A 22,023-nucleotide genomic window follows, 5' to 3' on the forward strand; every position below is an offset into this window, starting at 1 on the left:
GCGCGTGCCGCATACGATGAGCCGCATGGGTGACGTACTGGCCGGATTTCATGCCGTCTGGGAGTTCGAGTCCGACTCGGTGCTCATCCGCTTCGAACGGGGGATTCGTTCACCGAAGCTGTTCCAGGCGCTCGGCGAACGCCGAGTCCCCCTGGAGGCGATCGCGGGGGTGACGCTCACTCAGGGCAGACGCGGAACCGTCGTCCTGCGCGTGGTGCCCCGGCCCGGTGCGGATCCGCTGATGGAGGCGGCGGCCGGACAGCTCAAGGAGGCCGTGGACCCCTACCGGCTGGTGCTGCCCGCCGACCGCCACACCCTCGCCGAGTACTACGCCGACGAGCTGCGCGCCCTGATCACCGAGGACGACACCCCGGCCGAGCGGTTCCTGGTGGCGCCGCCCGAGACACCGCTGCACTTCAAGGCGTACGACGGGAAGGCGTCCTTCGACGGCCGAAAGGTGTCCTTCCGGTGGTCCTGGACGGGCGCGTCCTCCGCCAAGTGGAAGGCCGGCGACCAGAGCTTCCCGGTCAGCGCCCTCAGCGGGGTCGAGTGGCGCTCCCCCGAGGCCCTGGACGGCCATCTGCGGCTGCTGCGGCGGGATGCCGGTGCCGACGACGCCGCGCGGCAGGTGCAGCCGGACCAGGACCCGGGCACCGTCGTCTTCGGGCTCGGCTACGGCCCGGTGCACGAGTCGCTGCCGTTCGCCGCCGCGGTGCTGGCCGCGGTGCGGACCGCCGGGCCCTCGGCCGGCCTGGCCGCCGCGATACCGGCGGCGCGCCGGGACCCGGCGGACATCGCCGAGCGGATCCGCCACCTCGGGGAGCTGCACGAGGCGGGGCTCGTCACGGACGAGGAGTTCTCCACGAAGAAGGCGGAGCTGCTGGCGGAGCTCTAGAGCTCCGCACCCCTCAACTCCCCGCCGGCTACTCCCGACCCGCCGACGCGAACGTCATGTCCGGGTAGCGGTCGCCCGCCACCTGGGCCGCGATCGGCTCCAGGAGCGCCAGTTCCTCGTCCGTCAGGACGATCCGGGTCGCCGCCGCGTTCTCCTCGACACGCGAGCGCCGGGTCGTGCCCGGGATCGGGACCACCGGGAAGCCGTGCACCGCGGTCTGCTGCTGCACCCAGGCCAGGGCGATCTGGGCCAGGGAGACCCCGTGCGCCTCGGCGACCGTGCGGACCGGCTCCAGGAGCCTGACGTTGGCGGCCGCGTTCTCGCCGGTGAAGCGGGGCATCGTACGGCGGAAGTCCTGGTCGGTGAGGTCCGTGCCGGCGTCGGAGAACGAGCCGGTGAGGAATCCCCGGCCCAGCGGCGAGTACGGCACCAGGGCCACACCCAGTTCCTTGGCGGCCGGCACCACGTTCGCCTCGATGTCCCGGCTGAACAGGGACCACTCCGACTGCACGGCGGCGATCGGGTGGACGGCCCGGGCCGCGCGCAGCTCACCGGCGGTGACCTCGCTCAGCCCGAGGTGCTTCACCTTGCCCTCGCGCACCAGCTCCGCCATGGTGGCGACGGTCTCCTCGATCGGCACCCGCACATCGCGGCGGTGCATGTAATAGAGGTCGATCACGTCGACGTCCAGCCGCTTCAGGCTGGCCTCGACACAACTGCGGATGTAGGGCGCGTCGTTGCGGATGATCCGCTTCATGGGGTCGTCCGGCGAAGTCGAGATCGCGAACTTGGTGGCGATGACGACCTCGTCCCGGTGCGCCTTGAAGAACGGCGACAGGAACTTCTCGTTCTCCCCGCCGCCGTAGGCGTCCGCGGTGTCGTAGAGCGTGACGCCCAGTTCGAGTGCCCGCTCCAGGGCGGCGCGCGACTCCCCGGCGTCCGAGGGGCCGTACGCCCAGGTCATCCCCATGCAGCCGAGACCCTGCACACCCACCTCGGGGCCGTCGCCGCCGAGGTGCGCCTTCGCGATCCTGCCGTCCGTCATCGGGGCCTCTCCGACGCCAGGGCGCGCCCGGCGTCCGCATAGAAATCGATCTTGCGGTTGAGCACCGCGAGCGTGTCCTGGAGTTCCGTGATCCGGGCGAGCACGTCCCGGCGGGTCGTCTCCAACAGGTCGTAGCGTTCGCCGTAGGTGTGATCCCCGGCACGCACCAGCTCGGCGTAGCGCACCATGTCGGCGACGGGCATGCCGGTGAGCCTGAGCTTGCCGACCAGATCGAGCCAGTCGAGGTCGGTGTTGCAGTAACGGCGCTGTCCGGTGTGGGAGCGGTCGATGTGGGGCATCAGCCCGATCCGCTCGTACCAGCGCAGGGTGTGCGCGGTCAGCCCGGTGAAGGCCACGACCTCACTGATGGTGTAGCTGTCCTGTCCGTCGGGACGGGGATGCCGTTCGGGCGGTACGGAGCAGACGTCGGTCACGTGGTCGGCCGCCTCGGCCATGGTCTCCATCACCGTCATGAGCACCACGCTAAAACGTTGGAGTGCACTCCAAGCAAGCGGAACCCGTGAAAACGCCCAGACCCGCGTGGGCTCACGTGATTAGCGTGCACATCATGAGTCTCGTACGCCGGGCCGTGCCCGAGGATGCCGAAGAACTGCTGCGCCTGCGCCAGGTGATGCTGAATTCCGTGTTCGCCGCCCATTCTTCCTCCACCGAGTGGCACACGAAGTCCCTGCCGACCCTGCGCCGCCGGCTCGGCGGACCGGACGACGGCTTCGCGGCGTTCGTGATCGACCATCCCGAGCGGTCCGGGGCGCTCGCCGCGGTCGTGGTGGGCACGGTCGAGTACCGGATCGGGCGGGCGGGCAACCCGCACGGCCGGGTGGGCCATGTCTTCAGCGTCGCCACCGATCCGGACACCCGCCGCCGGGGCTACGCCCGCGCCTGCATGGAGACACTGCTGGACTGGTTCCGCGAGCGGGACGTCCGGCAGGTCGATCTGAACGCGTCCGCGCAGGCCGAGCCGCTGTACGCGGCGCTGGGCTTCGTCCGCAAGCCGGACCCCTCGATGCGACTTCAGCTGTGAGCCGCATAGGCTCGTTCACATGTCCCTGCAGAGCCTGGCGCTGATCGAGAACTGGCCCGTCCCCACCGTCGCGGCGGCGGTCGTCCGCGCGGACGGCACCGTGCTCGGCACGCACGGGCCGGTCGACCACCGCTTCCGGCTGGCCTCGGTCACCAAGCCGCTTGCCGCCTACGCGGTGCTCGTGGCCTACGAGGAGGGGGCCGTCGAACTGGACGAGCCCGCCGGGCCGCCCGGCTCGACGGTGCGCCATCTGCTCGCGCACACCTCCGGGCTCGCGTTCGACGAGCACCGGATCACGTCGGCGCCCGGGGAGCGGCGGCTGTACTCGAACGCCGGGTTCGAGGTGCTGGGCGACCATGTGGCGAAGGCGACGGACATCAGGTTCTTCGAGTACGCGCGGCAGGCGGTCACGGAGCCGCTCGGCATGGACTCCACGAGCCTCGACGGCTCCCCGGCCAAGGACGGCGTCTCGACGGTCGCCGATCTCGTGCGCTTCGTCGCCGAGGTCCAGGCGCCCCGGCTGCTGGACCCCCGCACGGTCGCCGAGGCGATGACCGTGCAGTACCCGGGCACCAAGGGCGTCCTGCCGGGCTACGGGCACCAGAACCCCAACGACTGGGGTCTCGGCTTCGAGATCCGCGGCGCCAAGTCGCCGCACTGGACGGGGCGTTCGTCCTCGCCGAGGACCTTCGGCCACTTCGGGCAGTCGGGCACGTTCCTGTGGGTCGACCCGGACGCGGGTGTGGCGTGCGTCGCACTGACGGACCGGGCGTTCGGGCCGTGGGCGATCGAGGCGTGGACACCGTTCACGGACGCGGTGCTGGCGGAGGTACGGGGCTGAGCCGTCCGGCCGCTCCCGTGGTCATCCGGCCATCTCCCACAGCAGCAGCTCCGCCCCCGCCGGTGCCCCCACCGCCTCCAGGTCCTTCGTGTCCGTGATCCGGGCCGAGTCCCCCGGGCCCAGCTCCTGCTCGCCCAGCCGTACGCCGCCGCGCACCAGGTGCACGTACACGAACGCCGCGTCCGGCACCGCCGTGCGCTCCCCCGGTGCCAGCCGGCGGACATGCAGCATCGCGCCCGCCTCGGGGACCGCGTAGGGCGTGGAGTCCGCGATGCCGTGGACCACCTCGTAGCAGGGGTCGCCGCCCGGTTGTCCGGGAGCCAGCCACATCTGGACGAAGACCAGGGGTCCGTCGCCGTCGTTGCGCTCCACATGCCGGACCCCGCCGGCCGCGCTCAGCCGCTGGACGTCGCCGGGGCGGACCACCGACCGGTGGCCCGTCGAGTCGCGGTGGGTCAGCTCCCCCTCCACCACCCATGTGACGATCTCGGTGTGGCTGTGCGGATGCTCGTCGAAGCCCGCGCCCGGCGCCAGCCGCTCCTCGTTGCACGCGATCACCGCACCGAACCGGAGGTTGTCCGGGTCGTAGTGCGGGCCGAAGCTGAAGGCGTGCAGGGACTCGATCCCCGCGGCCGCATCCCCTCCGCGGTAGCGCTCACCGGCGCGCCGTACGTCCATCACAGCCACCACCGTAGCCCCGCCCGTCTCACCCTCCGGGACCCGGCGCCGCACTGCCCCGTCCCGATAAGGCAGTCTTGTCCCCGTGCCCGAACCCGAAGCCACCCACCCCGAGCCCGCAGCGCACTCCGTCCATCCGCATGCCGCGACCCTGAAGCGGCTGGAGAAATCCTCCGGAAGCCTCGCCGCGCAGGCCATCGCGCGCATGGACGAGACGCTCCCGTGGTACCGGGCGATGCCCCCGGAGAACCGTTCGTGGATCGGCCTGGTGGCGCAGGCGGGCATCGCCGCGTTCACCGAGTGGTTCCGGCACCCGGACGCCCCGCAGGCCATCTCCACCGATGTCTTCGGCACCGCGCCGCGCGAGCTGACCCGGGCCATCACGCTGCGGCAGACCGTGGAGATGGTGCGGACGACCATCGAGGTCATGGAGTCCGCCATCGACGAGGTGGCCGCTCCCGGCGACGAGTCCGTGCTGCGCGAGGCGCTCCTCGTCTACGCCCGGGAGATCGCCTTCGCCACCGCCCAGGTCTACGCCCAGGCCGCCGAGGCACGCGGTGCCTGGGACGCCCGGCTGGAGTCGCTGGTGGTCAACGCCGTACTCAGCGGGGAGGCCGACGAGGGGGCCGTCAGCCGGGCCGCCGCGCTCGGCTGGAACTCGCCCGAGCATGTGTGCGTGGTCCTGGGCACGGCACCCGACGGCGACAGCGAGCTGACGGTCGAGGCCATCCGGCGGGCCGCCCGCCACGCCAAGCTCCAGGTGCTCACGGGCGTGCTCGGCAACCGGCTCGTCGTGGTCGCGGGCGGCAGCGACAATCCGCTCGCCGTCGCCAAGTCGCTGATCGGCCCGTTCGCCGCAGGGCCCGTCGTCGCCGGGCCGATCGTGCCCGATCTGCAGGCCGCGACCCGGTCCGCGCAGGCCGCGGCGGCGGGCCTCAAGGCGTGTTCCGCCTGGCAGGACGCACCGCGCCCGGTACTGGCGGACGATCTGCTGCCGGAACGCGCGATCGCCGGTGATCCGAGCGCACGCGAGCAACTGGTGGAGGAGATCTACAGACCACTGGAGGAGGCTGGATCCGCACTCCTGGAGACCCTCAGCGTGTATCTGGAACAGGCGTCCAGTCTGGAAGGTGCCGCCCGAATGCTCTTCGTTCACCCGAACACCGTGCGCTACCGGCTCCGACGTGTGACTGACGTCACCGGATGGTCGCCTTCTGATGTACGCTCCGCGTTCACGTTGCGGATCGCACTGATCCTGGGGCGTCTGGCCGACGGAGATCCCCAGACCTAGCCTTTTGTCGAGGGCCCACAAAACCCCCTGCTGTTCTTCGTCCTTGTCCCCACGGGCGGCCGCGGCCGTCCCCAAGAGAGAGTGTGAGAGTGCTCGTACTCGTCGCTCCCGGCCAGGGCGCCCAGACGCCCGGCTTCCTGACTCCCTGGCTCGACCTCCCCGGCGCCGCCGACCGTGTCGCGGCATGGTCGGACGCCATCGGGCTCGACCTCGCCCACTACGGCACGCAGGCCGACGCCGACGCCATCCGTGACACCGCCGTGGCCCAGCCGCTGCTGGTCGCCGCGGGTCTGCTGTCCGCCGCGGCACTGGGTGACATCACCCCCGGTGCCGTCGCCGGCCACAGCGTCGGCGAGATCACTGCCGCCTCCTTCGCGGGCATCCTCGACGACACGGCCGCGCTGATGCTCGTCCGCAAGCGGGGCCTGGCCATGGCCGAGGCCGCCGCCATCACGCCCACGGGCATGTCGGCACTGCTCGGCGGCGAGCCCGCGACGACGCTCCCGCACCTGGAGAAGCTGGGCCTGACCCCGGCGAACGTGAACGGTGCCGGGCAGATCGTCGCCGCCGGCACCCTGGAGCAGCTCGCCGCACTCGCGGAGGACAAGCCCGAGGGGGTGCGCCGCGTGGTGCCGCTGAAGGTGGCCGGCGCGTTCCACACCCACCACATGGCGCCCGCGGTGGACCGGCTCGCGGAGGCGGCCGAGGCGCTCACGCCCGCCGACCCGCGCGTCACCTACGTCTCGAACAAGGACGGTCAGGCCGTCGCCACCGGTACCGAGGTCCTTCAACGGCTGATCGGCCAGGTCGCCAACCCGGTCCGCTGGGACCTGTGCATGGAGACCTTCGAGAAGCTGGGCGTCACGGCGCTGATCGAGGTGTGCCCCGGCGGCACCCTCACGGGCATCGCCAAGCGCGCGCTGCCGGGTGTCCAGACCCTGGCCCTGAAGACCCCTGACGACCTCGATGCCGCTCGCGACCTCGTCGCCGAGCACAGTGCCTGATTAGGAGCCCGAGAGCATGTCGAAGATCAAGGCACGGAAGGGTGCTCCGTACGCGCGCATTCTCGGGGTCGGCGGCTACCGTCCGGTCCGGGTGGTGCCCAACGAGGTGATCCTGGAGAAGATCGACTCCTCCGACGAGTGGATCCGCTCCCGCTCCGGCATCGAGACCCGGCACTGGGCGAACGACGACGAGACCGTCGCCGCGATGTCCGTCGAGGCCGCGGGCAAGGCCATCGCCGACGCCGGGATCACCGCCGAGCGGATCGGCGCGGTCGTCGTCTCCACCGTCTCTCACTTCAGCCAGACCCCGGCCGTCGCCACCGAGATCGCCGACAAGCTCGGCACCGACAAGGCCGCCGCCTTCGACATCTCGGCCGGCTGCGCGGGCTTCGGCTACGGTCTCACGCTCGCCAAGGGCATGATCGTCGAGGGGTCCGCCGAGTACGTCCTCGTCATCGGCGTGGAGCGGCTGTCGGACCTGACGGACCTCGAGGACCGGGCCACCGCCTTCCTGTTCGGTGACGGTGCGGGCGCGGTCGTGGTGGGCCCGTCCGAGGAGCCGCACATCGGCCCGACCGTCTGGGGCTCGGAGGGCGACAAGTCCGAGACCATCAAGCAGACCGTGCCGTGGAACGCGTTCCGGCTCGGCGACGTCTCCCAGCTCCCGGTGGACAGCGAGGGCAACGTCAAGTTCCCCGCCATCACGCAGGAGGGCCAGGCGGTGTTCCGCTGGGCCGTGTTCGAGATGGCGAAGGTCGCCCAGCAGGCGCTGGACGCGGCCGGGATCACCGCGGACGACCTGGACGTCTTCATCCCGCACCAGGCCAATGTGCGGATCATCGACTCGATGGTGAAGACTCTCAAGCTGCCGGAGCACGTGACGGTCGCGCGTGACGTGCGCACCACCGGAAACACCTCGGCCGCCTCGATCCCGCTCGCGATGGAGCGGCTCCTGGCGACCGGCGAGGCGAAGAGCGGCGACACCGCGCTCGTCATCGGCTTCGGGGCGGGTCTCGTGTACGCCGCGACGGTCGTTACCCTCCCCTAGGCACTCCGTGCCGGATCATCCGGTCCGGCACGGGAGCAACACACACCTGCCGCTGACGCGGTGGGCGCCACACCCTCTGGAAAATCTACGAAGGAGCGCCTGACATGGCCGCCACTCAGGAAGAGATCGTCGCCGGTCTCGCCGAGATCGTGAACGAGATCGCCGGGATCCCCACCGAGGACGTCCAGCTGGACAAGTCCTTCACCGACGACCTGGACGTCGACTCGCTGTCCATGGTCGAGGTCGTCGTCGCCGCCGAGGAGCGCTTCGACGTCAAGATCCCCGACGACGACGTGAAGAACCTCAAGACCGTCGGCGACGCCGCCGAGTACATCCTCAAGCACCAGGCCTGATCGACCGATCACCTGGGCTGACAGCCCAGCACCGGGCCGTCGGCCCGGTGACTCGGGCCGTTGCCCCGCCACCCGGCGGTGGCGCCGCTTCATCCTCGCATCCGTTGGAGAAAGAATTCCCGTGAGCTCGACCAATCGCACCGTGGTCGTCACCGGTATCGGCGCAACCACACCGCTGGGTGGCGACGTGGCCTCCACCTGGGAGGGTCTGGTCGCCGGCAGGTCCGGAGTCCGTCCTCTCGAGCAGGACTGGGCCGCCGAGCAGGCGGTCCGCATCGCCGCGCAGATCGCCGTGGAGCCGTCGGAGGTCATCCCGCGGCCGCAGGCCCGCCGTCTGGACCGCTCGGCGCAGTTCGCGCTGATCGCGGCCAAGGAGGCCTGGGCTGACGCCGGTTTCACCGAAAAGGCGGGCGAGGGCGCGGACGTCGACGCCGACCGTCTCGGGGCGGTCATCGCCTCCGGCATCGGCGGTGTGACGACCCTGCTGGACCAGTACGACGTGCTGAAGGAGAAGGGCGTCCGCCGTGTCTCCCCGCACACGGTCCCGATGCTGATGCCGAACGGCCCGTCGGCCAACGTGGGCCTGCTCGTCGGCGCCCGCGCCGGTGTGCACACCCCGGTCTCCGCCTGCGCGTCGGGCGCCGAGGCCATCGGCTATGCCATCGAGATGATCCGCACCGGCCGCGCCGACGTCGTCGTCGCCGGCGGCACGGAGGCGGCCATCCACCCGCTGCCGATCGCCGCGTTCGGCAACATGATGGCGATGTCCAAGAACAACGACGACCCGCAGGGCGCCTCGCGTCCCTACGACGTCGCCCGCGACGGCTTCGTCCTCGGCGAGGGCGCGGGCGTGCTGGTCCTGGAGTCGGCCGAGCACGCCGCCAAGCGCGGCGCCCGCGTCTACGCGGAGGCGGTCGGCCAGGGCATCTCCGCCGACGCCCACGACATCGTGCAGCCGGAGCCGGAGGGCCGCGGCATCTCGCACGCCCTGCAGAACCTGCTGGACCACAGCGACCTGGACCCGGCGGAGATCGTGCACGTGAACGCGCACGCCACCTCCACGCCGGCCGGTGACGTCGCCGAGCTGAAGGCACTGCGCAAGGTCTTCGGCGACGACGCCGACCACATGGCGGTCTCCGCGACCAAGTCGATGACCGGTCATCTGCTCGGCGGTGCGGGCGGTGTCGAGTCGGTGGCGACCGTCCTCGCGCTGTACCACCGGATCGCCCCGCCGACGATCAACATCGAGAACATCGACCCGGAGGCCGAGGCCAACGCGGATGTCGTCCGCGGCGAGGCCCGCAAGCTTCCGGTCGAGGGCCGTATCGCCGCGCTGAACGACTCGTTCGGCTTCGGCGGCCACAACGTCGTCCTGGCGTTCCGCTCGGTCTGATCCGGGCCGCCCCGGCCAGTCATGCGAAAGGGCCCCCACCAGCCGGTGGGGGCCCTTTCGTACGAACGGGGGACAGGGACAGGACACACCACGGTCCACGGCCGGGTGACGGGCGGTCAGACGACCTGGTGCAGCCATCGCACCGGCGCGCCCTCGCCCGCGTAGCGGAAGGGCTCCAGTTCGTCGTCCCAGGGCTTGCCGAGCAGCTTGGCGAGTTCGGCCTCCAGCTCGCTCTCGCCGCGCTGGGAGCGCACCAGGGCGGCGCGCAGCCGGTCCTCGGGGATCAGGATGTCGCCGTGGATGCCGGTGACCGCGTGGAAGATCCCGAGGTCGGGGGTGCAGCTGTAGCGCTCGCCCTCGGCGGTCGGGCACGGTTCCGCGGTGACCTCGAAACGCAGCAGGTGCCAGCCGCGCAGCGCGGAGGCGAGCTTGGAGGCCGTACCGGCCTCCCCCTGCCAGGAGAACTCGGATCTCCAGGTGCCGGGCGCGGCGGGCTGCCGGATCCAGTCGAGGTTGACGCGCGTGCCCAGCACGCCCGCGACTGCCCACTCGACGTGCGGGCACAGTGCGCGTGGCGCGGAGTGCACGTACAGGACTCCACGTGTCGTCACCTGAACCTCCGGGCAGACCGCGACATCTTGTAACTTTACGGAACGGGCGTGGCAGGGCGGCCACGGGGCGAGGCTACCGTGCGGCGGCGCAAGGAGTGTGACGTACCGTCGGTCCAGGTGCTCCCAAACTCCAAGGTTTCACCCAAGGGGACGCGGGACTGACCCAGCGTGTTCGAAGCACTGCCGAACGACCGCGGAGGAACCGTGCACGGACCGACCGCCGGGTACGACGAACGAGGGGACCAGGGGATGCGGAAACGGGGCCGCGGCTCTCGGGCCGTCGTCGCGATGGCGGCGGCGGCCGTCGTGGGGCTCGCCGGCTGCGACGCCTCCGGGGGCGGCGGGGCCACTCCGCAGGGCAGCACCGCACAGGCGCATCCCTCGCCGAGGCCCACCCCGGTCTGGAACCGCTCCCCCGGCTCGATCGCCGCCGTGGGCGACTCCATCACGCGCGGCTTCGACGCCTGCACGGTGCTGTCCGACTGCCCCGAGGTGTCCTGGGCGACGGGCAGCGACACCACCGTGGACAGTCTGGCCGTACGGCTGCTCGGGGCGACCGGGGCCGCGGAGCACAGCTGGAACTACGCGGTGACCGGGGCCCGGATGGCGGATCTGCCCACGCAGATCGCCCAGGCCGTGCCGCAGCGGCCGGAGCTGGTGACGGTGATGGTGGGCGCCAATGACGCGTGCCGTTCCACCGTCTCCGCGATGACCCCGGTGGCCGGCTTCCGCAGGCAGTTCCAGACGGCGATGGACTCCCTGCGCGTGTCGCTGCCGAAGACGCAGGTGTATGTGTCCAGCGTGCCGAACCTGAAGCGGCTGTGGTCGCAGGGCCGCACCAGCCAGCTCGGCAAGCAGGTGTGGAAGCTGGGCATCTGCCCGTCGATGCTGGGCGACGCGGACGCGCTGGACGCGCGGGCGTCCAGGCGGCGCGACGCGGTGCAGGAGCGGGTGGAGGCGTACAACCGGGTCCTGCGGGAGGTGTGCGCGAAGGACCGGCGGTGCCGTTTCGACGGCAACGCGGTCTTCGACTACCGCTTCGGGACGGGGCAGTTGAGCCAGTGGGACTGGTTCCATCCGAGCCGGGACGGTCAGGCCCGCCTGGCCGAGATCGCCTACCGTGCCATCACCGCGAAGAATCCTGTGACCTAGGGTTTCCCCATGAGCGAACCTTTCGGCACACTTTCCGACGGCACCCCGGTCCATCGCTGGACGCTGGAGCGGGGCGGGGTGCGGGTGCGGGTGCTGTCGTACGGCGGGATCGTGCAGTCGGCCGAGGTTCCGGACCGTGACGGGCACCGGACTGACGTGGTGCTGGGCTTCGCGGACCTGGAGGGCTATCTGCGCCATCCCCAGCCGTATCTGGGGGCGTTGGTCGGCCGGTACGCCAACCGCATCGCGGGGGCCCGCTTCACGCTGGACGGGCGGACCCACACCTTGGAGGCGAACGACGGGCCGAACACGCTGCACGGCGGCCGCGAGGGCTTCGACAAGCGGGTGTGGCACACGGACCCGGTCGAGCACGGGGTACGGCTGTCCCGCACGAGCCCGGACGGCGAGGGGGGCTTCCCCGGCCGGCTGGAGGTCTCGGCGACCTACACCCTCGACGCACGGGGCGCGCTGCGGATCGCCTACGAGGCCGTCACGGACGCGCCGACGGTGGTGAACCTGACCAACCACTCGTACTGGAACCTGGCCGGTGCGGGGCACGCGGGCGGGCACGAGCTGCGGATCGTCGCGTCCCGGTACACCCCGGTGGACAGGCAGCTGATCCCGGCCGGGCCGCCGGCGGACGTGGACGGCACCCGCCTGGACTTCCGGGCGGCACGCACGGTCGGCTCGGGCTACGACCACAACTTCGCCCTCGACAAGGGCGTGACCGAGGCCCCGGTCGAGGTCGCCGAGCTCAGTGATCCGGCGTCCGGGCGGGTGCTCACGGTGGCCACCACCGAGCCCGGCCTCCAGCTCTACACCGCGGACCACCTCGGCGCCCCGCTCTCCCCCGGCGCCGGGATCGCCCTGGAGACCCAGGCCTTCCCGGACTCCCCGAACCGCCCGGACTTCCCGAGCACGGAACTCAGGCCGGGCGGGGTGTACAGGTCGGAGACGGTGTACCGGTTCTCGGCGCGCTAGCGCGGCGGGGGGCCGCGAGCCCCGGTCCAGGGTCAGGTCCCGGACCGGGGCTGCTCATGGGAGGCCCCTCCCAGGTCAGACGTTAATCGTCGTGATGACGCGACGGCCGTCGATCGGGCGTCCGGCCGCGACCTCGTACGAACCCTTCACAAACGGCACGCGGTGCCGCCGGGCGGGACGGGGCGGGGGCACGCTTCCCCAGGCCACGCACCATGGCCCGGGTCACTTCCGGCACGCGATACTGCGAGGCGTCCGGCACCACGCTCCCCACGGCGACGGAAGGACGACAACTCCCGTGCATGCGATACGCGTTCGGATCGGCATCCTCGGACTGGCCCTGCTGGCGGGCCTCGCGGCCCCGAGCACCGCGACGGCGGAGGCGGCCCCCGCGGCGACCGTCGAGGAACAGCGCCTCGACGGGGCCGTTCCCCAGGAGATCCTCAGACGCTCCGGCTTCGACGCGGCGGCACCGCGGCTGGCGCGGGCGCTCGCGGGGACCCACTCGTACGCGCAGGCCGAGCGGGCCGTCGTGGGCCAGGGGTCCCTTCTGTGGCGGCGGGCGGTGGACCGGGCGCAGGGGCGGGGCCCCGCCGGCGGTGACCTGAGCCGTGACGACGACCGGCCGCTGTACTGGGCCCGCCTCGGGATGACCCGGGAGGTGCGGACCTGGCAGCCCGGCTTCGGGCTCTCCGACGCCCAACGGGCCCGGCTGCTGTCCGAGTTGGAGGTGACCTCACGCGGGCAGGACGCCGTCCGCTATCCGCACGACCGGGCCGTGAGGCGGATCCTGGTCACCGGATTCGACCCGTTCACACTGGACCGGGACATCCGTATCTCCAACCCGTCCGGGGCCACCGCGCTGGCGCTCGAGGGCACCACGATCCGTACGGCGGACGGGCCGGCGCGCATCGAGACCGTCGTCTTCCCCGTGCGCTGGCAGGACTTCGCCGACCGGACCGTGGAGCGCGCCCTGCGGCGGTGGCTGCCGCGGGTGGACCTCTTCACGACGGTGAGCCAGGGGCGGGTGGGCCGCTTCGACGTGGAGCGGACCAACGGGGCGTGGCGGGGCGGGTTCCCCGACAACGACGGCATCGGCCGGACGGGGACGATCCCGGTGGCCGACCCGGCCACCCAGCCGCAGTGGACGTCGACGACCCTCCCGTACCGGGCGATCACGCCGGCCGGCACCGGGCGATTCCCGGTCTACGACCACACGGAGGTCACCGAGGTCCCGGCGGGCGGCGGCGATCCCGTGGTACGGCCGGACGGACCCACCCCGGGGTCGTCGGCGCGGGCCGGGGGCGGCGGCGACTACCTCTCCAACGAGATCGCGTACCGGGCGACGCTGCTGCGGGACCGGCTCGGGCTGCACGACCGGCTGCCGGGCGGGCATCTCCACACACCGGTCCTGGAGTTCGGGGCGGGGAACACGGACCCGGCGACCGGGACCGTCACCGACCCCGCGTTCGTACGGAACCGGCTCGACATCATCGCGCAGGTGCGGGCGATCGTGACGGTGGCGGCGAACGCGACGTCCGGCGGGCTCAGGAGCCGCTGATCCGCTCGCCCTCGGGGGCGTCGGCGTCCTCGGCGTCCCCGGCCGTCTCCTCGCCCAGCAGGTCGCGGGCCAGCAGGGTGGCGCCCGCGACCGCGCCCGGCATCAGGAAGACGGCGACGAAGGGCACGAGGAAGGCGATTCCGAGGGGGGTGCCGAAGCCCCACACGAGCAGCTTGCGGGAGCGCAGCAGCCTCAGGCGGGCGCGGAGTTCGACGCCCCGGCGCTGGAGGGCGACGGCGGTGAGTTCCTCGGCGAGGAAGAAGCCGGTGACGAAGAAGCCGATCACCGGGACGACGGTCTGGCCGACGAACGGCAGCAGACCTAGGGCGAAGAGCAGCAGGCCCCAGAGCGAGGCGCGGACGAGGATGCGCAGACTGTCGCGGGCCGATATCCACAGTTCGCGGTGGAGGGGCAGACCCGACTGGGGGGCGGTGCCGTCCGGGGAGACGTCACGGTCGACCCGCTCCGAGAGGCTCTCGTAGAAGGGCTGGCCGACCAGGAGGGTGACGGCGGTGAAGGTGAGGACGGCGAGAAGCAGGGCCAGGGCGAACAGGACGACGGTGAGCAGACCGCGGAAGAGGCCGAGCCAGGGGCTCGGCCAGCCGTCGGCGAACGGGGTGGCCCAGGTGACGGCGTCCTCGCCCCAGACGGCCAGGGCGATGAGCGCGCCCGCGTAGAGCACCAGGGTTATCAGCCCGGGGAGCAGGCCGAAGCCGTACTGTCTGCCGTTTCGGGCCGCCCATCGCTGGCCCGCGAGAAGATGACCGAACCCCGCCCCGAGATCACGCATGGCGGAGACTTTACCGAGCCGCGTCCCGCTGCCCGAGACAGGGGCGGAGGCCGCACCCCACGTCCAAGGGCGCGGCCTCCGTCGTACGCAACGACCCTGGTCGGCGCACGTCACGGGCTCGGTCAGAGCTTGACGATCATCTTTCCGATGTTGTCGCCGCGCAGGACCCCGAAGAACGCCTCCACGTTGTTCTCGATGCCCTCGACGACGGTCTCGCGGTACTTCAGCTCGCCGGAGCGGATCCAGGGGCCGACCTCCTGGACGAACTGCGGCTGCAGGTCGTAGTGGTCGCCGACGAGGAAGCCCTCGATACGGCCGCGGGTCTGGATGAGCCGGGACAGGTTCTTCGGGCCGGGCGCGGGCTCGGTGTTGTTGTAGACCGAGATCATGCCGCAGACCGCGATGCGTCCGCCCTGGTTGAGGGAGCCGATGGCGGCCTCGAGGTGGTCGCCGCCGACGTTGTCGAAGTAGACGTCGACGCCGTCCGGGGCGGCCTCGCGCAGCTGCTCGCTCACCGGCCCGTTCTTGTAGTTGAAGGCCGCATCGAAGCCGTACTCCTCGATCAGGAGCTTGACCTTCTCGTCCGAACCCGCGGAGCCGATGACCCGGGAGGCGCCCTTCAGCTTCGCGATCTGCCCGACCTGGCTGCCGACGGCGCCCGCGGCACCCGACACGAAGACGGAGTCGCCCTCCTTGAAGGCGGCGGTGCGCAGCAGGCCGGCGTAGGCCGTGAGGCCGGTCATGCCGAGCACGCCGAGGTACGTCGACAGCGGCGCGGCCTCCGGGTCCACCTTGACGGCGGCCTTGGCGTCCACGACCGCGTACTCGCGCCAGCCGAGGAAGTGCAGGACGTGGTCGCCGGGCTCGATGCCCTCGACGTGGGAGACGACGACCTCGCCGACCGCACCGCCCTGCATGGGCTCGTTCAGCCCGTACGGGGCGGCGTAGGACTTGGCGGCGCTCATCCGGCCGCGCATGTACGGGTCGACGGAGACGTACTTGTTCCGCACGAGCAGCTGTCCCTCGCCCGGCTGTGCCACCTCCGCCTCGACGAGGGCGAAGTCCTCGGGCTTGGGCCAGCCGACGGGGCGGCTGCGCAGGTGCCATTCACGGCTGACGGCGGGGAGGGCGGGGGTCTCGGGCATGGGGGCCTTTCCTCACGTGCGATGTGCGGCGCCCTGGGCGCCGCGTGCCGGGCGCGGTGTGCCGCGGTGCGGCTCGATCACGTCGGCACGAATACTTCAGAACCTGAAACAACCATGCTCCTAAATATTTCAGCGTGTCAAGTAAGGAGGTAACCTGGAAGGTATGGCCACGCAGAAGACACCCCGGATGGACCCCCTGACGCTGGAGGTCCTGGACCTCATCGGATCGGTGGTGGCCCGCTTCCACGAGGAGTACGAGGAGGCGGCGGCCGAGCATGCCCTGACCGGGTCGCAGGCGCGGCTGCTGGGCCTGCTGTCGCTGGAGCCGCTGCCGATGCGACGGGTGGCGCAGAAGCTGAAGTGCGAGCCGTCCAACGTCACCGGCATCGTGGACCGGCTGGAGGCGCGGGGGCTGGTGGAGCGGCGCCCGGACCCGGCGGACCGCCGGGTGAAGCTCGCGGCGGTGACGGAGGAGGGCCTCCGCGTGGCCCGCGGCCTGCGGGAGTCCCTCGACTTCGCCCGCGAACCCCTCGCCGGGCTGTCCCACGAGGAACAGCTGGCCCTGCGGGATCTCCTGCGCCGGATGCTGGGGGACACCACCGAGAACGACCGGTGACGACCGTCCCGACGACCGCCGTCGGCCCGCCGAGCGCGAGCGCCAGGAACTAGGGCGTGTTTCGAAAGCCCCGTCTGGCCCGCGACGCCTGGCACGGCACCTCCCAGCCGCCAGGCTGGGGGAGTCGCGAGCCGGTGAACCCTTCCGGTCGCAGCACTAGGCGCACCACCAGAGGAACCGGTTGCACGTTTTCGTCGGCGACGGGGTGGGGTGCGGGTTCGTCGGCGTCGGATGCGCCGTCGGAGTCGCGCTCGGGGCCGTGGTCGCCGTCGCGGTGGGCTGCGGGTCCGGGCGGCCCGGCAGCCCGGTCGGGGTCGCCGACGGGGTGACCCCGTCCTTCCCCTTGTCCTTGTCGGACTTCTTGTCCTTCGCGGACGCGGACGCCGACGGGGACGCGGAGCGCGAGGCCGACGCGGAGGCCGCACCGCCGGTCCCCGCGCCCGCGGTGCCCCGGGACGGCCCGGTCGTCTCCCCCGGGGAGGCCCCGCCGTCCACGGTCTCGTCCCCGGCGGTCGCGGTCTTCGGGGTGGATCCCGGCGCCTCGACACCGAGTTCGGCCAGGCTCAGCCCGCCCGCCGCCAGCAGCAGCCCGGCACCCACGAACAGCACCCGCCGCCGGCGCCGCCGGTGCGCGGCGGCCTTGCGGTCGCGACGACCGGACCGCGTACCGCGGCCGTCGTCACGGTCACCGGCCGCGCCGCGCCCCTGGGCGCGCCTGCGGTTCTGGGCCCGCCCGGGTCGCGCGGCCCGGTCCTCGGCGGACGCCTCGTCGTCGGACCCGCTCGGGCCGTCGTCACCGTGGGGGGTGTGCTCAAGGGGGCGCGCGGCACCGTCGTCGGCGTACGCACGCAGTTCCTCGACCGGAGTGCCGCACCCCGGGCAGGCGAGGGCGCCGTTGAGGTGCCTTCGGCACGGGTGGCAGTAGTCCATGACGCCGGAAGACTAAGTTCCGCAGACGTCGCGTTCCTAGGCCCCACGGTGAAGGTTCTGTGGCGAACCGAAAAAACTCTCGAAAGTCTTGCCGAAACCGTTACCAGCGCGCCCCATTGACACCCCCCACACCCCCTCCTTACTGTCACGCCAGCATTTCGAACGGGTGACGAAATATCGAACATCTGAGGGGCAACTGCCGTGCGCATCACCGGAATCAGCACACACGTGGTCGGGACGCCGTGGCGCAACCTGACCTACGTTCAGGTGCACACCGACGAGGGCCTCACCGGAGTCGGCGAGACCCGGATGCTGGGCCGTACCGACGCGCTGATCGGCTATCTGCGGGAGGCGGAGGACAATCACCTGCTCGGCTCGGACCCGTTCGCCGTGGAGGACCTCGTCCGCCGCATGAAGTACGGCGACTACGGCCGCGCGGGCGAGATCGTGATGTCCGGCGTCGCGGTCGTCGAGATGGCCTGCTGGGACATCAAGGGCAAGGCCCTCGGCGTCCCCGTCTGGCAGCTCCTCGGCGGCAAGGTCACCGACCGGGTCAAGGCCTACGCCAACGGCTGGTACACCACCGAGCGGACCCCGGAGGCGTATCACAAGGCCGCCGCGGAGGTCGTCGCCCGCGGGTACCGGGCTCTGAAGATCGACCCCTTCGGCACCGGGCACTTCGAACTGGACCACGAGCAGACCCGCTATTCCGTCTCCCTCATCGAGGCGGTGCGGGACGCGATCGGGCCCGACGCCGAGCTGATGCTGGAGATGCACGGGCGCTTCTCCCCCGCCACCGCCGTCCGGCTGGCCAAGGAGATGGCGCCCTTCCGGCCGGCCTGGCTGGAGGAGCCGGTGCCGCCGGAGAACCTCAAGGCGCTGAAGAAGGTCGCCGAGAAGGTGGACCTGCCGGTCGCCACCGGTGAGCGCATCCACGACCGGATCGAGTTCCGGGAGCTGTTCGAGAACCAGGCCGCCGACATCCTCCAGCCCGACGTCGGCCATATCGGCGGCATCTGGGAGACCCGGAAGCTGGCCGCCACCGCCGAGACCCACTACATGCTGGTCGCCCCGCACAACGTGGGCGGCTCCGTGCTCACCGCGGCCTCCCTCCAGGTCGGCTTCACCTCGCCGAACTTCAAGATCCTGGAGCACTTCAACGACTTCGCCGACGCGGAGATCAAGAAGGTGGTCAAGGGCGCGCCGGAGGTCGTCGACGGCTACTTCCACCTCTCCGACGCCCCCGGTCTCGGGGTCGAGCTGGACACCGACGCGGCGGCCGAGTTCCCGCAGCAGCAGGCCCGGTTCGACCTGTGGGCCGACGGCTGGGAGCAGCGCCGGCCGAAGGGCACCCAGTGAGCACCGCGGTCGTCGTCGAGGCGCCGGGCGAGCACCGGCTCGTGGCGCACGCGCCGCGCGATCCCGGTCCAGGCGAGGCGCTGGTCGACGTGCACGCGGTCGGCATCTGCGGCAGCGACCGCGAGGTGTACCAGGGCAACCGGCCCGAGGGGTATGTCCGTTATCCGCTCACGCCCGGCCATGAGTGGTCCGGCACGGTCCGGTCGGTCGGCGCCGGGGTGCCGGGGTCGCTGGCCGGCCGCAAGGTCGTCGGGGAGGGCTTTCGCAACTGCCAGGTCTGCGACCGCTGTCACGCGGGCGAGACGACGCTGTGCACCTCGGGGTACGAGGAGACCGGCTTCACCCAGCCCGGCGCGATGGCCGCCACGCTGACCCTGCCCGCCCGGCTGCTGCACATGCTGCCGGACGACGCCGATCTCACGGCCGCCGCTCTTCTGGAGCCCGCCGCCTGCATCGCGGCCGCCGCCCTGAAGGCGAACGCCCGGCCCGGTGAGCGCGTCGCGGTGGTCGGCACCGGCACGCTCGGCATGTTCGCCGTGCAGTTCCTGACGGCCGTCTCTCCGGCCCGGCTGCTGGTGGTCGGCACCGGACGGGACCGCGAGGCCCTGTCCCGGCAGTTCGGCGCCACCGACTTCCGCACCCGGGACCAGGAGCTCCCCGACGACATCGACGTCGTCATCGAGACCGCCGGGTCCGCGTCCGCCGCGCGCACCGCCGCCGGTCTGCTCAGGCGCGGCGGACGCCTCGTCCTGACGGGTATCCCGGCGCCGGGCGCCGAGGGGCTCGACCCCACCGATCTCGTCGTACGGCAACTGGAGGTGCACACCGTGTTCGGGGCGCCGCCGGACGCCTGGGCGCACACGGTGCGGGTCTTCGGCGCGGGGCTGCTCGATCCGCTGCCGCTGGTCACGCACGAGCTGCCGCTCACCGAGTTCCCGGCGGCCATCGAGCTGGTGGGGGCCGGGGATCCGAAGGTCGGCAAGGTCCTGCTGCGGCCTTGACGCCTTCCGGAGGCGTACGCCGGTACGGAGTGACCTGACGGCTCCGTACCGGCGTAGGTCCGGCCCCTCCCGCACCCCAAGTCTCGAACCTTGTCCGAAATACCGAACATGCCCCGAACATGAAGGACACCCCCGTGACCGACTCCGCTACCGCCGCCCGCAGGCCCGGTGAGCAGGCCCTCGCCACGCTCGGCCTGGCCGGGCCCGCCCTCTCTTCCGCCGACGCCTCGCCGCACACCTTCCCGGGAGGCGGCCGCTGGCGCACCGAGATCCCCTCGTGCGAGGGGCCCGAGGCGCTGGCGGTGGTCCTCAAGGAGTCCTCGCGGCTCGACGTGCCGATCCACCGGATCAGCCAGGGCAGCGGCGTATGGATGCTGACCGACGCCGAGATCACCGAGATGGTCGAGGCCACCCGCGAACGCGACATCGAGCTCTGCCTGTTCACCGGCCCGCGCGGCACCTGGGACATCGGCGGCTCGGTCCGTTCAGACTCGCGCGGCGCCGGCCTGCGGGCGCGGGGCCACGACGCGGTGGCCGGATGCGTCGAGGACGCCGTACGGGCCACCGAGCTGGGCGTCACGTGCCTGCTCGTCGCCGACGAGGGCGTGCTGTGGACACTGCACCGCGCCCGGCAGCAGGGGATCATCCCGGCCGACACCACCCTGAAGGTCTCGGCCCTGGTCGGCCCGGTCAATCCGGCCTCGTACGCCGTGTACGAGCGGCTCGGCGCCGACTCGCTCAACGTCCCCAGCGATCTGACGCTGCACCACCTGACGGAGATCCGGCGGGTCTCCGCCGCCCCCATGGACATGTACATCGAGGCCCCCGACGACCTCGGCGGCTATGTGCGGATGTACGAGGTCGCCGAGCTGATCCGGCGCGGCGCACCGCTGTATCTGAAGTTCGGTCTGTCCAAGGCGCCCGGGATCTACCCGTACGGGACGCATCTGCGGGACGTGACCCTGGACACCGCCCGGGAGCGGGTGCGGCGCGGCCGGCTCGCTCTCGACCTGCTCGCCCGGCACGGCGCGGACGGCGACATGGCGCCGCTCGGCTCCCGGCTGCCCGGTGCGCTCAACCGCTTCCCCACCGGCGCCTGAACCGCCGGCCGCACCCCTGTCAACGACGAGTAGAACAAGGACTGATCAGCATGCGCACTCGCAGAGCCGCTCTCACCGCGATAGCCGGCGCCGTCTCCCTGGCCCTCACCCTGACCGCCTGCGGCCAGAACAGCTCGGGCGGCAGCAAGGAGGACAAGGGAAGCGCCAAGGGCGGAACCATCGGCATCGCGATGCCGACCAAGTCCTCCGAGCGCTGGATCAACGACGGCAACAACGTCGTCAAGGACCTGGAGGCCAAGGGGTACAAGGCCAAGCTGGTCTACGGCGAGGACGACCCGGACACCCAGGTCTCGCAGATCGAGAACCTGATCACCCAGGGCGTCAAGGGCCTGATCATCGCGGCCATCGACAACAAGTCGCTGAACAACGTGCTTCAGCAGGCCGCCCAGGCGAAGATCCCGGTCATCGCCTACGACCGGCTGATCCTCGGCACCAAGGACGTCGACTACTACGCCTCGTTCGACAACGAGAAGGTCGGCGTGCTCCAGGGCACGTACATCGTGCACAAGCTCGGTCTGGACAGCGGCAAGAAGGGCCCGTTCAACATCGAGCTGTTCGCCGGGTCGAACGACGACAACAACACCAAGTACTTCTTCGGCGGTGCGATGAGCGTGCTGCAGCCGTACATCGACAAGAAGGAGCTGGTGGTCAAGTCCGGCCAGACCAAGCTCAACCAGGTCACCACCCTGCGCTGGGACGGCACCACCGCGCAGAAGCGCATGGAGGACGTCCTCACCTCCGCCTACAAGAGCGGCAGGGTCGACGCGGTGCTCTCGCCCTACGACGGCATCTCGATCGGCATCCTGTCCGCGCTGAAGTCGGACGGCTACGGCTCGGGGAGCAAGCCGCTGCCGGTCATCACCGGCCAGGACGCCGAGCTCGCCTCGGTGAAGTCGATCATCGCCGGTGAGCAGACGCAGACCGTCTACAAGGACACCCGCCAGCTCGCCAAGGTCGCCGCGACCATGGTCGACGACGCCCTCGACGGCAAGACGCCGCAGACCAACGACACCAAGACCTACGACAACGGCACCAAGGTCGTCCCCGCCTACCTGCTCCAGCCGGTGAGCGTCGACAAGACCAACTACGAGGACGTCCTGGTCAAGGGCGGCTACTACACCGACGCCCAGCTGAAGTAGCCGACGCATCCCCCACCGACCGCAACGACT

At 71.5% G+C, this 22,023-nt stretch carries 23 protein-coding genes; 16 read left to right on the forward strand and 7 right to left on the reverse strand.

Features of this window, described 5'->3' with window-relative positions; all coding sequences use genetic code 11:
• The first annotated feature begins 25 nt into the window (after positions 1-25).
• Positions 26-895, forward strand: a complete 870-nt coding sequence (locus AB0L95_RS13715; RefSeq protein ID WP_365161428.1) for a DUF4429 domain-containing protein — start codon at positions 26-28, stop codon at positions 893-895.
• Between the two features lie 28 nt (positions 896-923).
• Here the strand turns inward: AB0L95_RS13715 and AB0L95_RS13720 are convergent, their stop codons facing one another.
• Complete coding sequence (locus tag AB0L95_RS13720; protein ID WP_365161429.1) at positions 924-1,940, reverse strand: aldo/keto reductase; 1,017 nt, start codon at positions 1,938-1,940, stop codon at positions 924-926.
• Positions 1,937-2,413 (reverse strand): MerR family transcriptional regulator, encoded by a 477-nt coding sequence (locus tag AB0L95_RS13725; protein ID WP_365161431.1) that lies wholly within the window; start codon positions 2,411-2,413, stop codon positions 1,937-1,939. Before AB0L95_RS13725 ends, AB0L95_RS13720 begins: the two co-directional genes overlap by 4 nt.
• Positions 2,414-2,508: 95 nt before the next feature.
• Between AB0L95_RS13725 and AB0L95_RS13730 the strand changes: the two genes are divergently transcribed.
• Together AB0L95_RS13730 and AB0L95_RS13735 are read left to right on the forward strand one after the other, a co-directional pair.
• Positions 2,509-2,982: a GNAT family N-acetyltransferase gene (locus AB0L95_RS13730; RefSeq protein ID WP_365161433.1), complete on the forward strand. Its 474-nt coding sequence runs from the start codon at positions 2,509-2,511 to the stop codon at positions 2,980-2,982.
• 19 nt (positions 2,983-3,001) lie between these two features.
• Complete coding sequence (locus tag AB0L95_RS13735) at positions 3,002-3,823, forward strand: serine hydrolase domain-containing protein (RefSeq protein ID WP_365161435.1); 822 nt, start codon at positions 3,002-3,004, stop codon at positions 3,821-3,823.
• Between the two features lie 21 nt (positions 3,824-3,844).
• Here AB0L95_RS13735 and AB0L95_RS13740 read toward each other — a convergent pair whose 3' ends face one another.
• Positions 3,845-4,504: a pirin family protein gene (locus AB0L95_RS13740; RefSeq protein ID WP_365161437.1), complete on the reverse strand. Its 660-nt coding sequence runs from the start codon at positions 4,502-4,504 to the stop codon at positions 3,845-3,847.
• A gap of 82 nt (positions 4,505-4,586) precedes the next feature.
• On the opposite strand from AB0L95_RS13740, the gene fasR reads away from it, so the two are divergent.
• The 5 genes from fasR (at position 4,587) to fabF (ending at position 9,590) form a co-directional block, all read left to right on the forward strand.
• Entirely contained in the window at positions 4,587-5,792 is a 1,206-nt protein-coding gene (fasR, locus tag AB0L95_RS13745; RefSeq protein WP_365161439.1) for a fatty acid biosynthesis transcriptional regulator FasR, read from the forward strand.
• A gap of 89 nt (positions 5,793-5,881) precedes the next feature.
• Positions 5,882-6,796, forward strand: a complete 915-nt coding sequence (locus AB0L95_RS13750; protein WP_365161441.1) for an ACP S-malonyltransferase — start codon at positions 5,882-5,884, stop codon at positions 6,794-6,796.
• 16 nt (positions 6,797-6,812) lie between these two features.
• Positions 6,813-7,844 carry a ketoacyl-ACP synthase III gene (locus AB0L95_RS13755; RefSeq protein WP_365161443.1) on the forward strand — a complete coding sequence of 344 codons (1,032 nt, stop codon included), beginning with the start codon at positions 6,813-6,815 and terminating at the stop codon, positions 7,842-7,844.
• Positions 7,845-7,948: 104 nt separating this feature from the next.
• On the forward strand, positions 7,949-8,197 hold the full coding sequence (locus tag AB0L95_RS13760) for an acyl carrier protein (protein WP_043440034.1): 249 nt from the start codon (positions 7,949-7,951) through the stop codon (positions 8,195-8,197).
• A gap of 121 nt (positions 8,198-8,318) precedes the next feature.
• Complete coding sequence (fabF, locus tag AB0L95_RS13765; RefSeq protein ID WP_365161445.1) at positions 8,319-9,590, forward strand: beta-ketoacyl-ACP synthase II; 1,272 nt, start codon at positions 8,319-8,321, stop codon at positions 9,588-9,590.
• 116 nt (positions 9,591-9,706) lie between these two features.
• Here fabF and AB0L95_RS13770 read toward each other — a convergent pair whose 3' ends face one another.
• Complete coding sequence (locus AB0L95_RS13770) at positions 9,707-10,201, reverse strand: DUF3145 domain-containing protein (protein ID WP_311698275.1); 495 nt, start codon at positions 10,199-10,201, stop codon at positions 9,707-9,709.
• A gap of 249 nt (positions 10,202-10,450) precedes the next feature.
• Between AB0L95_RS13770 and AB0L95_RS13775 the strand changes: the two genes are divergently transcribed.
• From AB0L95_RS13775 to AB0L95_RS13785, 3 genes are all read left to right on the forward strand, one after another.
• Positions 10,451-11,353 carry an SGNH/GDSL hydrolase family protein gene (locus tag AB0L95_RS13775; protein ID WP_365161498.1) on the forward strand — a complete coding sequence of 301 codons (903 nt, stop codon included), beginning with the start codon at positions 10,451-10,453 and terminating at the stop codon, positions 11,351-11,353.
• Between the two features lie 9 nt (positions 11,354-11,362).
• Positions 11,363-12,334, forward strand: a complete 972-nt coding sequence (locus AB0L95_RS13780) for an aldose epimerase family protein (RefSeq protein ID WP_365161447.1) — start codon at positions 11,363-11,365, stop codon at positions 12,332-12,334.
• A gap of 295 nt (positions 12,335-12,629) precedes the next feature.
• Positions 12,630-13,892 (forward strand): pyroglutamyl peptidase, encoded by a 1,263-nt coding sequence (locus tag AB0L95_RS13785; RefSeq protein WP_365161449.1) that lies wholly within the window; start codon positions 12,630-12,632, stop codon positions 13,890-13,892.
• On the opposite strand, the gene AB0L95_RS13790 is transcribed toward AB0L95_RS13785, so the two are convergent.
• Both AB0L95_RS13790 and AB0L95_RS13795 read right to left on the reverse strand, forming a co-directional pair.
• Positions 13,879-14,682, reverse strand: a complete 804-nt coding sequence (locus AB0L95_RS13790; protein ID WP_365161451.1) for an EI24 domain-containing protein — start codon at positions 14,680-14,682, stop codon at positions 13,879-13,881. The genes AB0L95_RS13785 and AB0L95_RS13790 overlap by 14 nt on opposite strands.
• Positions 14,683-14,804: 122 nt before the next feature.
• Positions 14,805-15,827 (reverse strand): NADP-dependent oxidoreductase, encoded by a 1,023-nt coding sequence (locus AB0L95_RS13795; RefSeq protein WP_365161453.1) that lies wholly within the window; start codon positions 15,825-15,827, stop codon positions 14,805-14,807.
• A gap of 163 nt (positions 15,828-15,990) precedes the next feature.
• Between AB0L95_RS13795 and AB0L95_RS13800 the strand changes: the two genes are divergently transcribed.
• Complete coding sequence (locus AB0L95_RS13800; RefSeq protein WP_365161455.1) at positions 15,991-16,443, forward strand: MarR family transcriptional regulator; 453 nt, start codon at positions 15,991-15,993, stop codon at positions 16,441-16,443.
• A gap of 156 nt (positions 16,444-16,599) precedes the next feature.
• Here the strand turns inward: AB0L95_RS13800 and AB0L95_RS13805 are convergent, their stop codons facing one another.
• Entirely contained in the window at positions 16,600-17,373 is a 774-nt protein-coding gene (locus AB0L95_RS13805) for a hypothetical protein (protein WP_365161457.1), read from the reverse strand.
• A gap of 201 nt (positions 17,374-17,574) precedes the next feature.
• Between AB0L95_RS13805 and AB0L95_RS13810 the strand changes: the two genes are divergently transcribed.
• From AB0L95_RS13810 to chvE, 4 genes are all read left to right on the forward strand, one after another.
• Positions 17,575-18,732: a mandelate racemase/muconate lactonizing enzyme family protein gene (locus AB0L95_RS13810; RefSeq protein ID WP_365161459.1), complete on the forward strand. Its 1,158-nt coding sequence runs from the start codon at positions 17,575-17,577 to the stop codon at positions 18,730-18,732.
• Positions 18,729-19,733, forward strand: coding sequence for an alcohol dehydrogenase catalytic domain-containing protein (locus tag AB0L95_RS13815; protein WP_365161460.1), 1,005 nt, complete (start codon positions 18,729-18,731; stop codon positions 19,731-19,733). The genes AB0L95_RS13810 and AB0L95_RS13815 overlap by 4 nt, the downstream gene beginning before the upstream one ends.
• Positions 19,734-19,867: 134 nt before the next feature.
• Complete coding sequence (locus AB0L95_RS13820; protein WP_365161462.1) at positions 19,868-20,833, forward strand: hypothetical protein; 966 nt, start codon at positions 19,868-19,870, stop codon at positions 20,831-20,833.
• 50 nt (positions 20,834-20,883) lie between these two features.
• Positions 20,884-21,993: a multiple monosaccharide ABC transporter substrate-binding protein gene (gene chvE / locus AB0L95_RS13825; RefSeq protein ID WP_365161463.1), complete on the forward strand. Its 1,110-nt coding sequence runs from the start codon at positions 20,884-20,886 to the stop codon at positions 21,991-21,993.
• Positions 21,994-22,023: the final 30 nt, after the last annotated feature.

The sequence above is a fragment of the Streptomyces sp. NPDC052036 genome (assembly GCF_040680495.1).
In the GTDB taxonomy this organism is placed as follows: domain Bacteria; phylum Actinomycetota; class Actinomycetes; order Streptomycetales; family Streptomycetaceae; genus Streptomyces.

Excerpts from the sequence above, each read along its gene's own strand:
- AB0L95_RS13715 (WP_365161428.1), top strand. The coding sequence starts at position 26 with ATGGGTGACGTACTGGCCGGATTTCATGCCGTCTGGGAGTTCGAGTCC.
- AB0L95_RS13720 (WP_365161429.1), bottom strand. The coding sequence starts at position 1,940 with ATGACGGACGGCAGGATCGCGAAGGCGCACCTCGGCGGCGACGGCCCC.
- AB0L95_RS13725 (WP_365161431.1), bottom strand. The coding sequence starts at position 2,413 with ATGACGGTGATGGAGACCATGGCCGAGGCGGCCGACCACGTGACCGAC.
- AB0L95_RS13730 (WP_365161433.1), top strand. The coding sequence starts at position 2,509 with ATGAGTCTCGTACGCCGGGCCGTGCCCGAGGATGCCGAAGAACTGCTG.
- AB0L95_RS13735 (WP_365161435.1), top strand. The coding sequence starts at position 3,002 with ATGTCCCTGCAGAGCCTGGCGCTGATCGAGAACTGGCCCGTCCCCACC.
- AB0L95_RS13755 (WP_365161443.1), top strand. The coding sequence starts at position 6,813 with ATGTCGAAGATCAAGGCACGGAAGGGTGCTCCGTACGCGCGCATTCTC.
- AB0L95_RS13760 (WP_043440034.1), top strand. The coding sequence starts at position 7,949 with ATGGCCGCCACTCAGGAAGAGATCGTCGCCGGTCTCGCCGAGATCGTG.
- AB0L95_RS13775 (WP_365161498.1), top strand. The coding sequence starts at position 10,451 with ATGCGGAAACGGGGCCGCGGCTCTCGGGCCGTCGTCGCGATGGCGGCG.
- AB0L95_RS13780 (WP_365161447.1), top strand. The coding sequence starts at position 11,363 with ATGAGCGAACCTTTCGGCACACTTTCCGACGGCACCCCGGTCCATCGC.
- AB0L95_RS13790 (WP_365161451.1), bottom strand. The coding sequence starts at position 14,682 with ATGCGTGATCTCGGGGCGGGGTTCGGTCATCTTCTCGCGGGCCAGCGA.
- AB0L95_RS13795 (WP_365161453.1), bottom strand. The coding sequence starts at position 15,827 with ATGCCCGAGACCCCCGCCCTCCCCGCCGTCAGCCGTGAATGGCACCTG.
- AB0L95_RS13800 (WP_365161455.1), top strand. The coding sequence starts at position 15,991 with ATGGCCACGCAGAAGACACCCCGGATGGACCCCCTGACGCTGGAGGTC.
- AB0L95_RS13805 (WP_365161457.1), bottom strand. The coding sequence starts at position 17,373 with ATGGACTACTGCCACCCGTGCCGAAGGCACCTCAACGGCGCCCTCGCC.
- chvE (WP_365161463.1), top strand. The coding sequence starts at position 20,884 with ATGCGCACTCGCAGAGCCGCTCTCACCGCGATAGCCGGCGCCGTCTCC.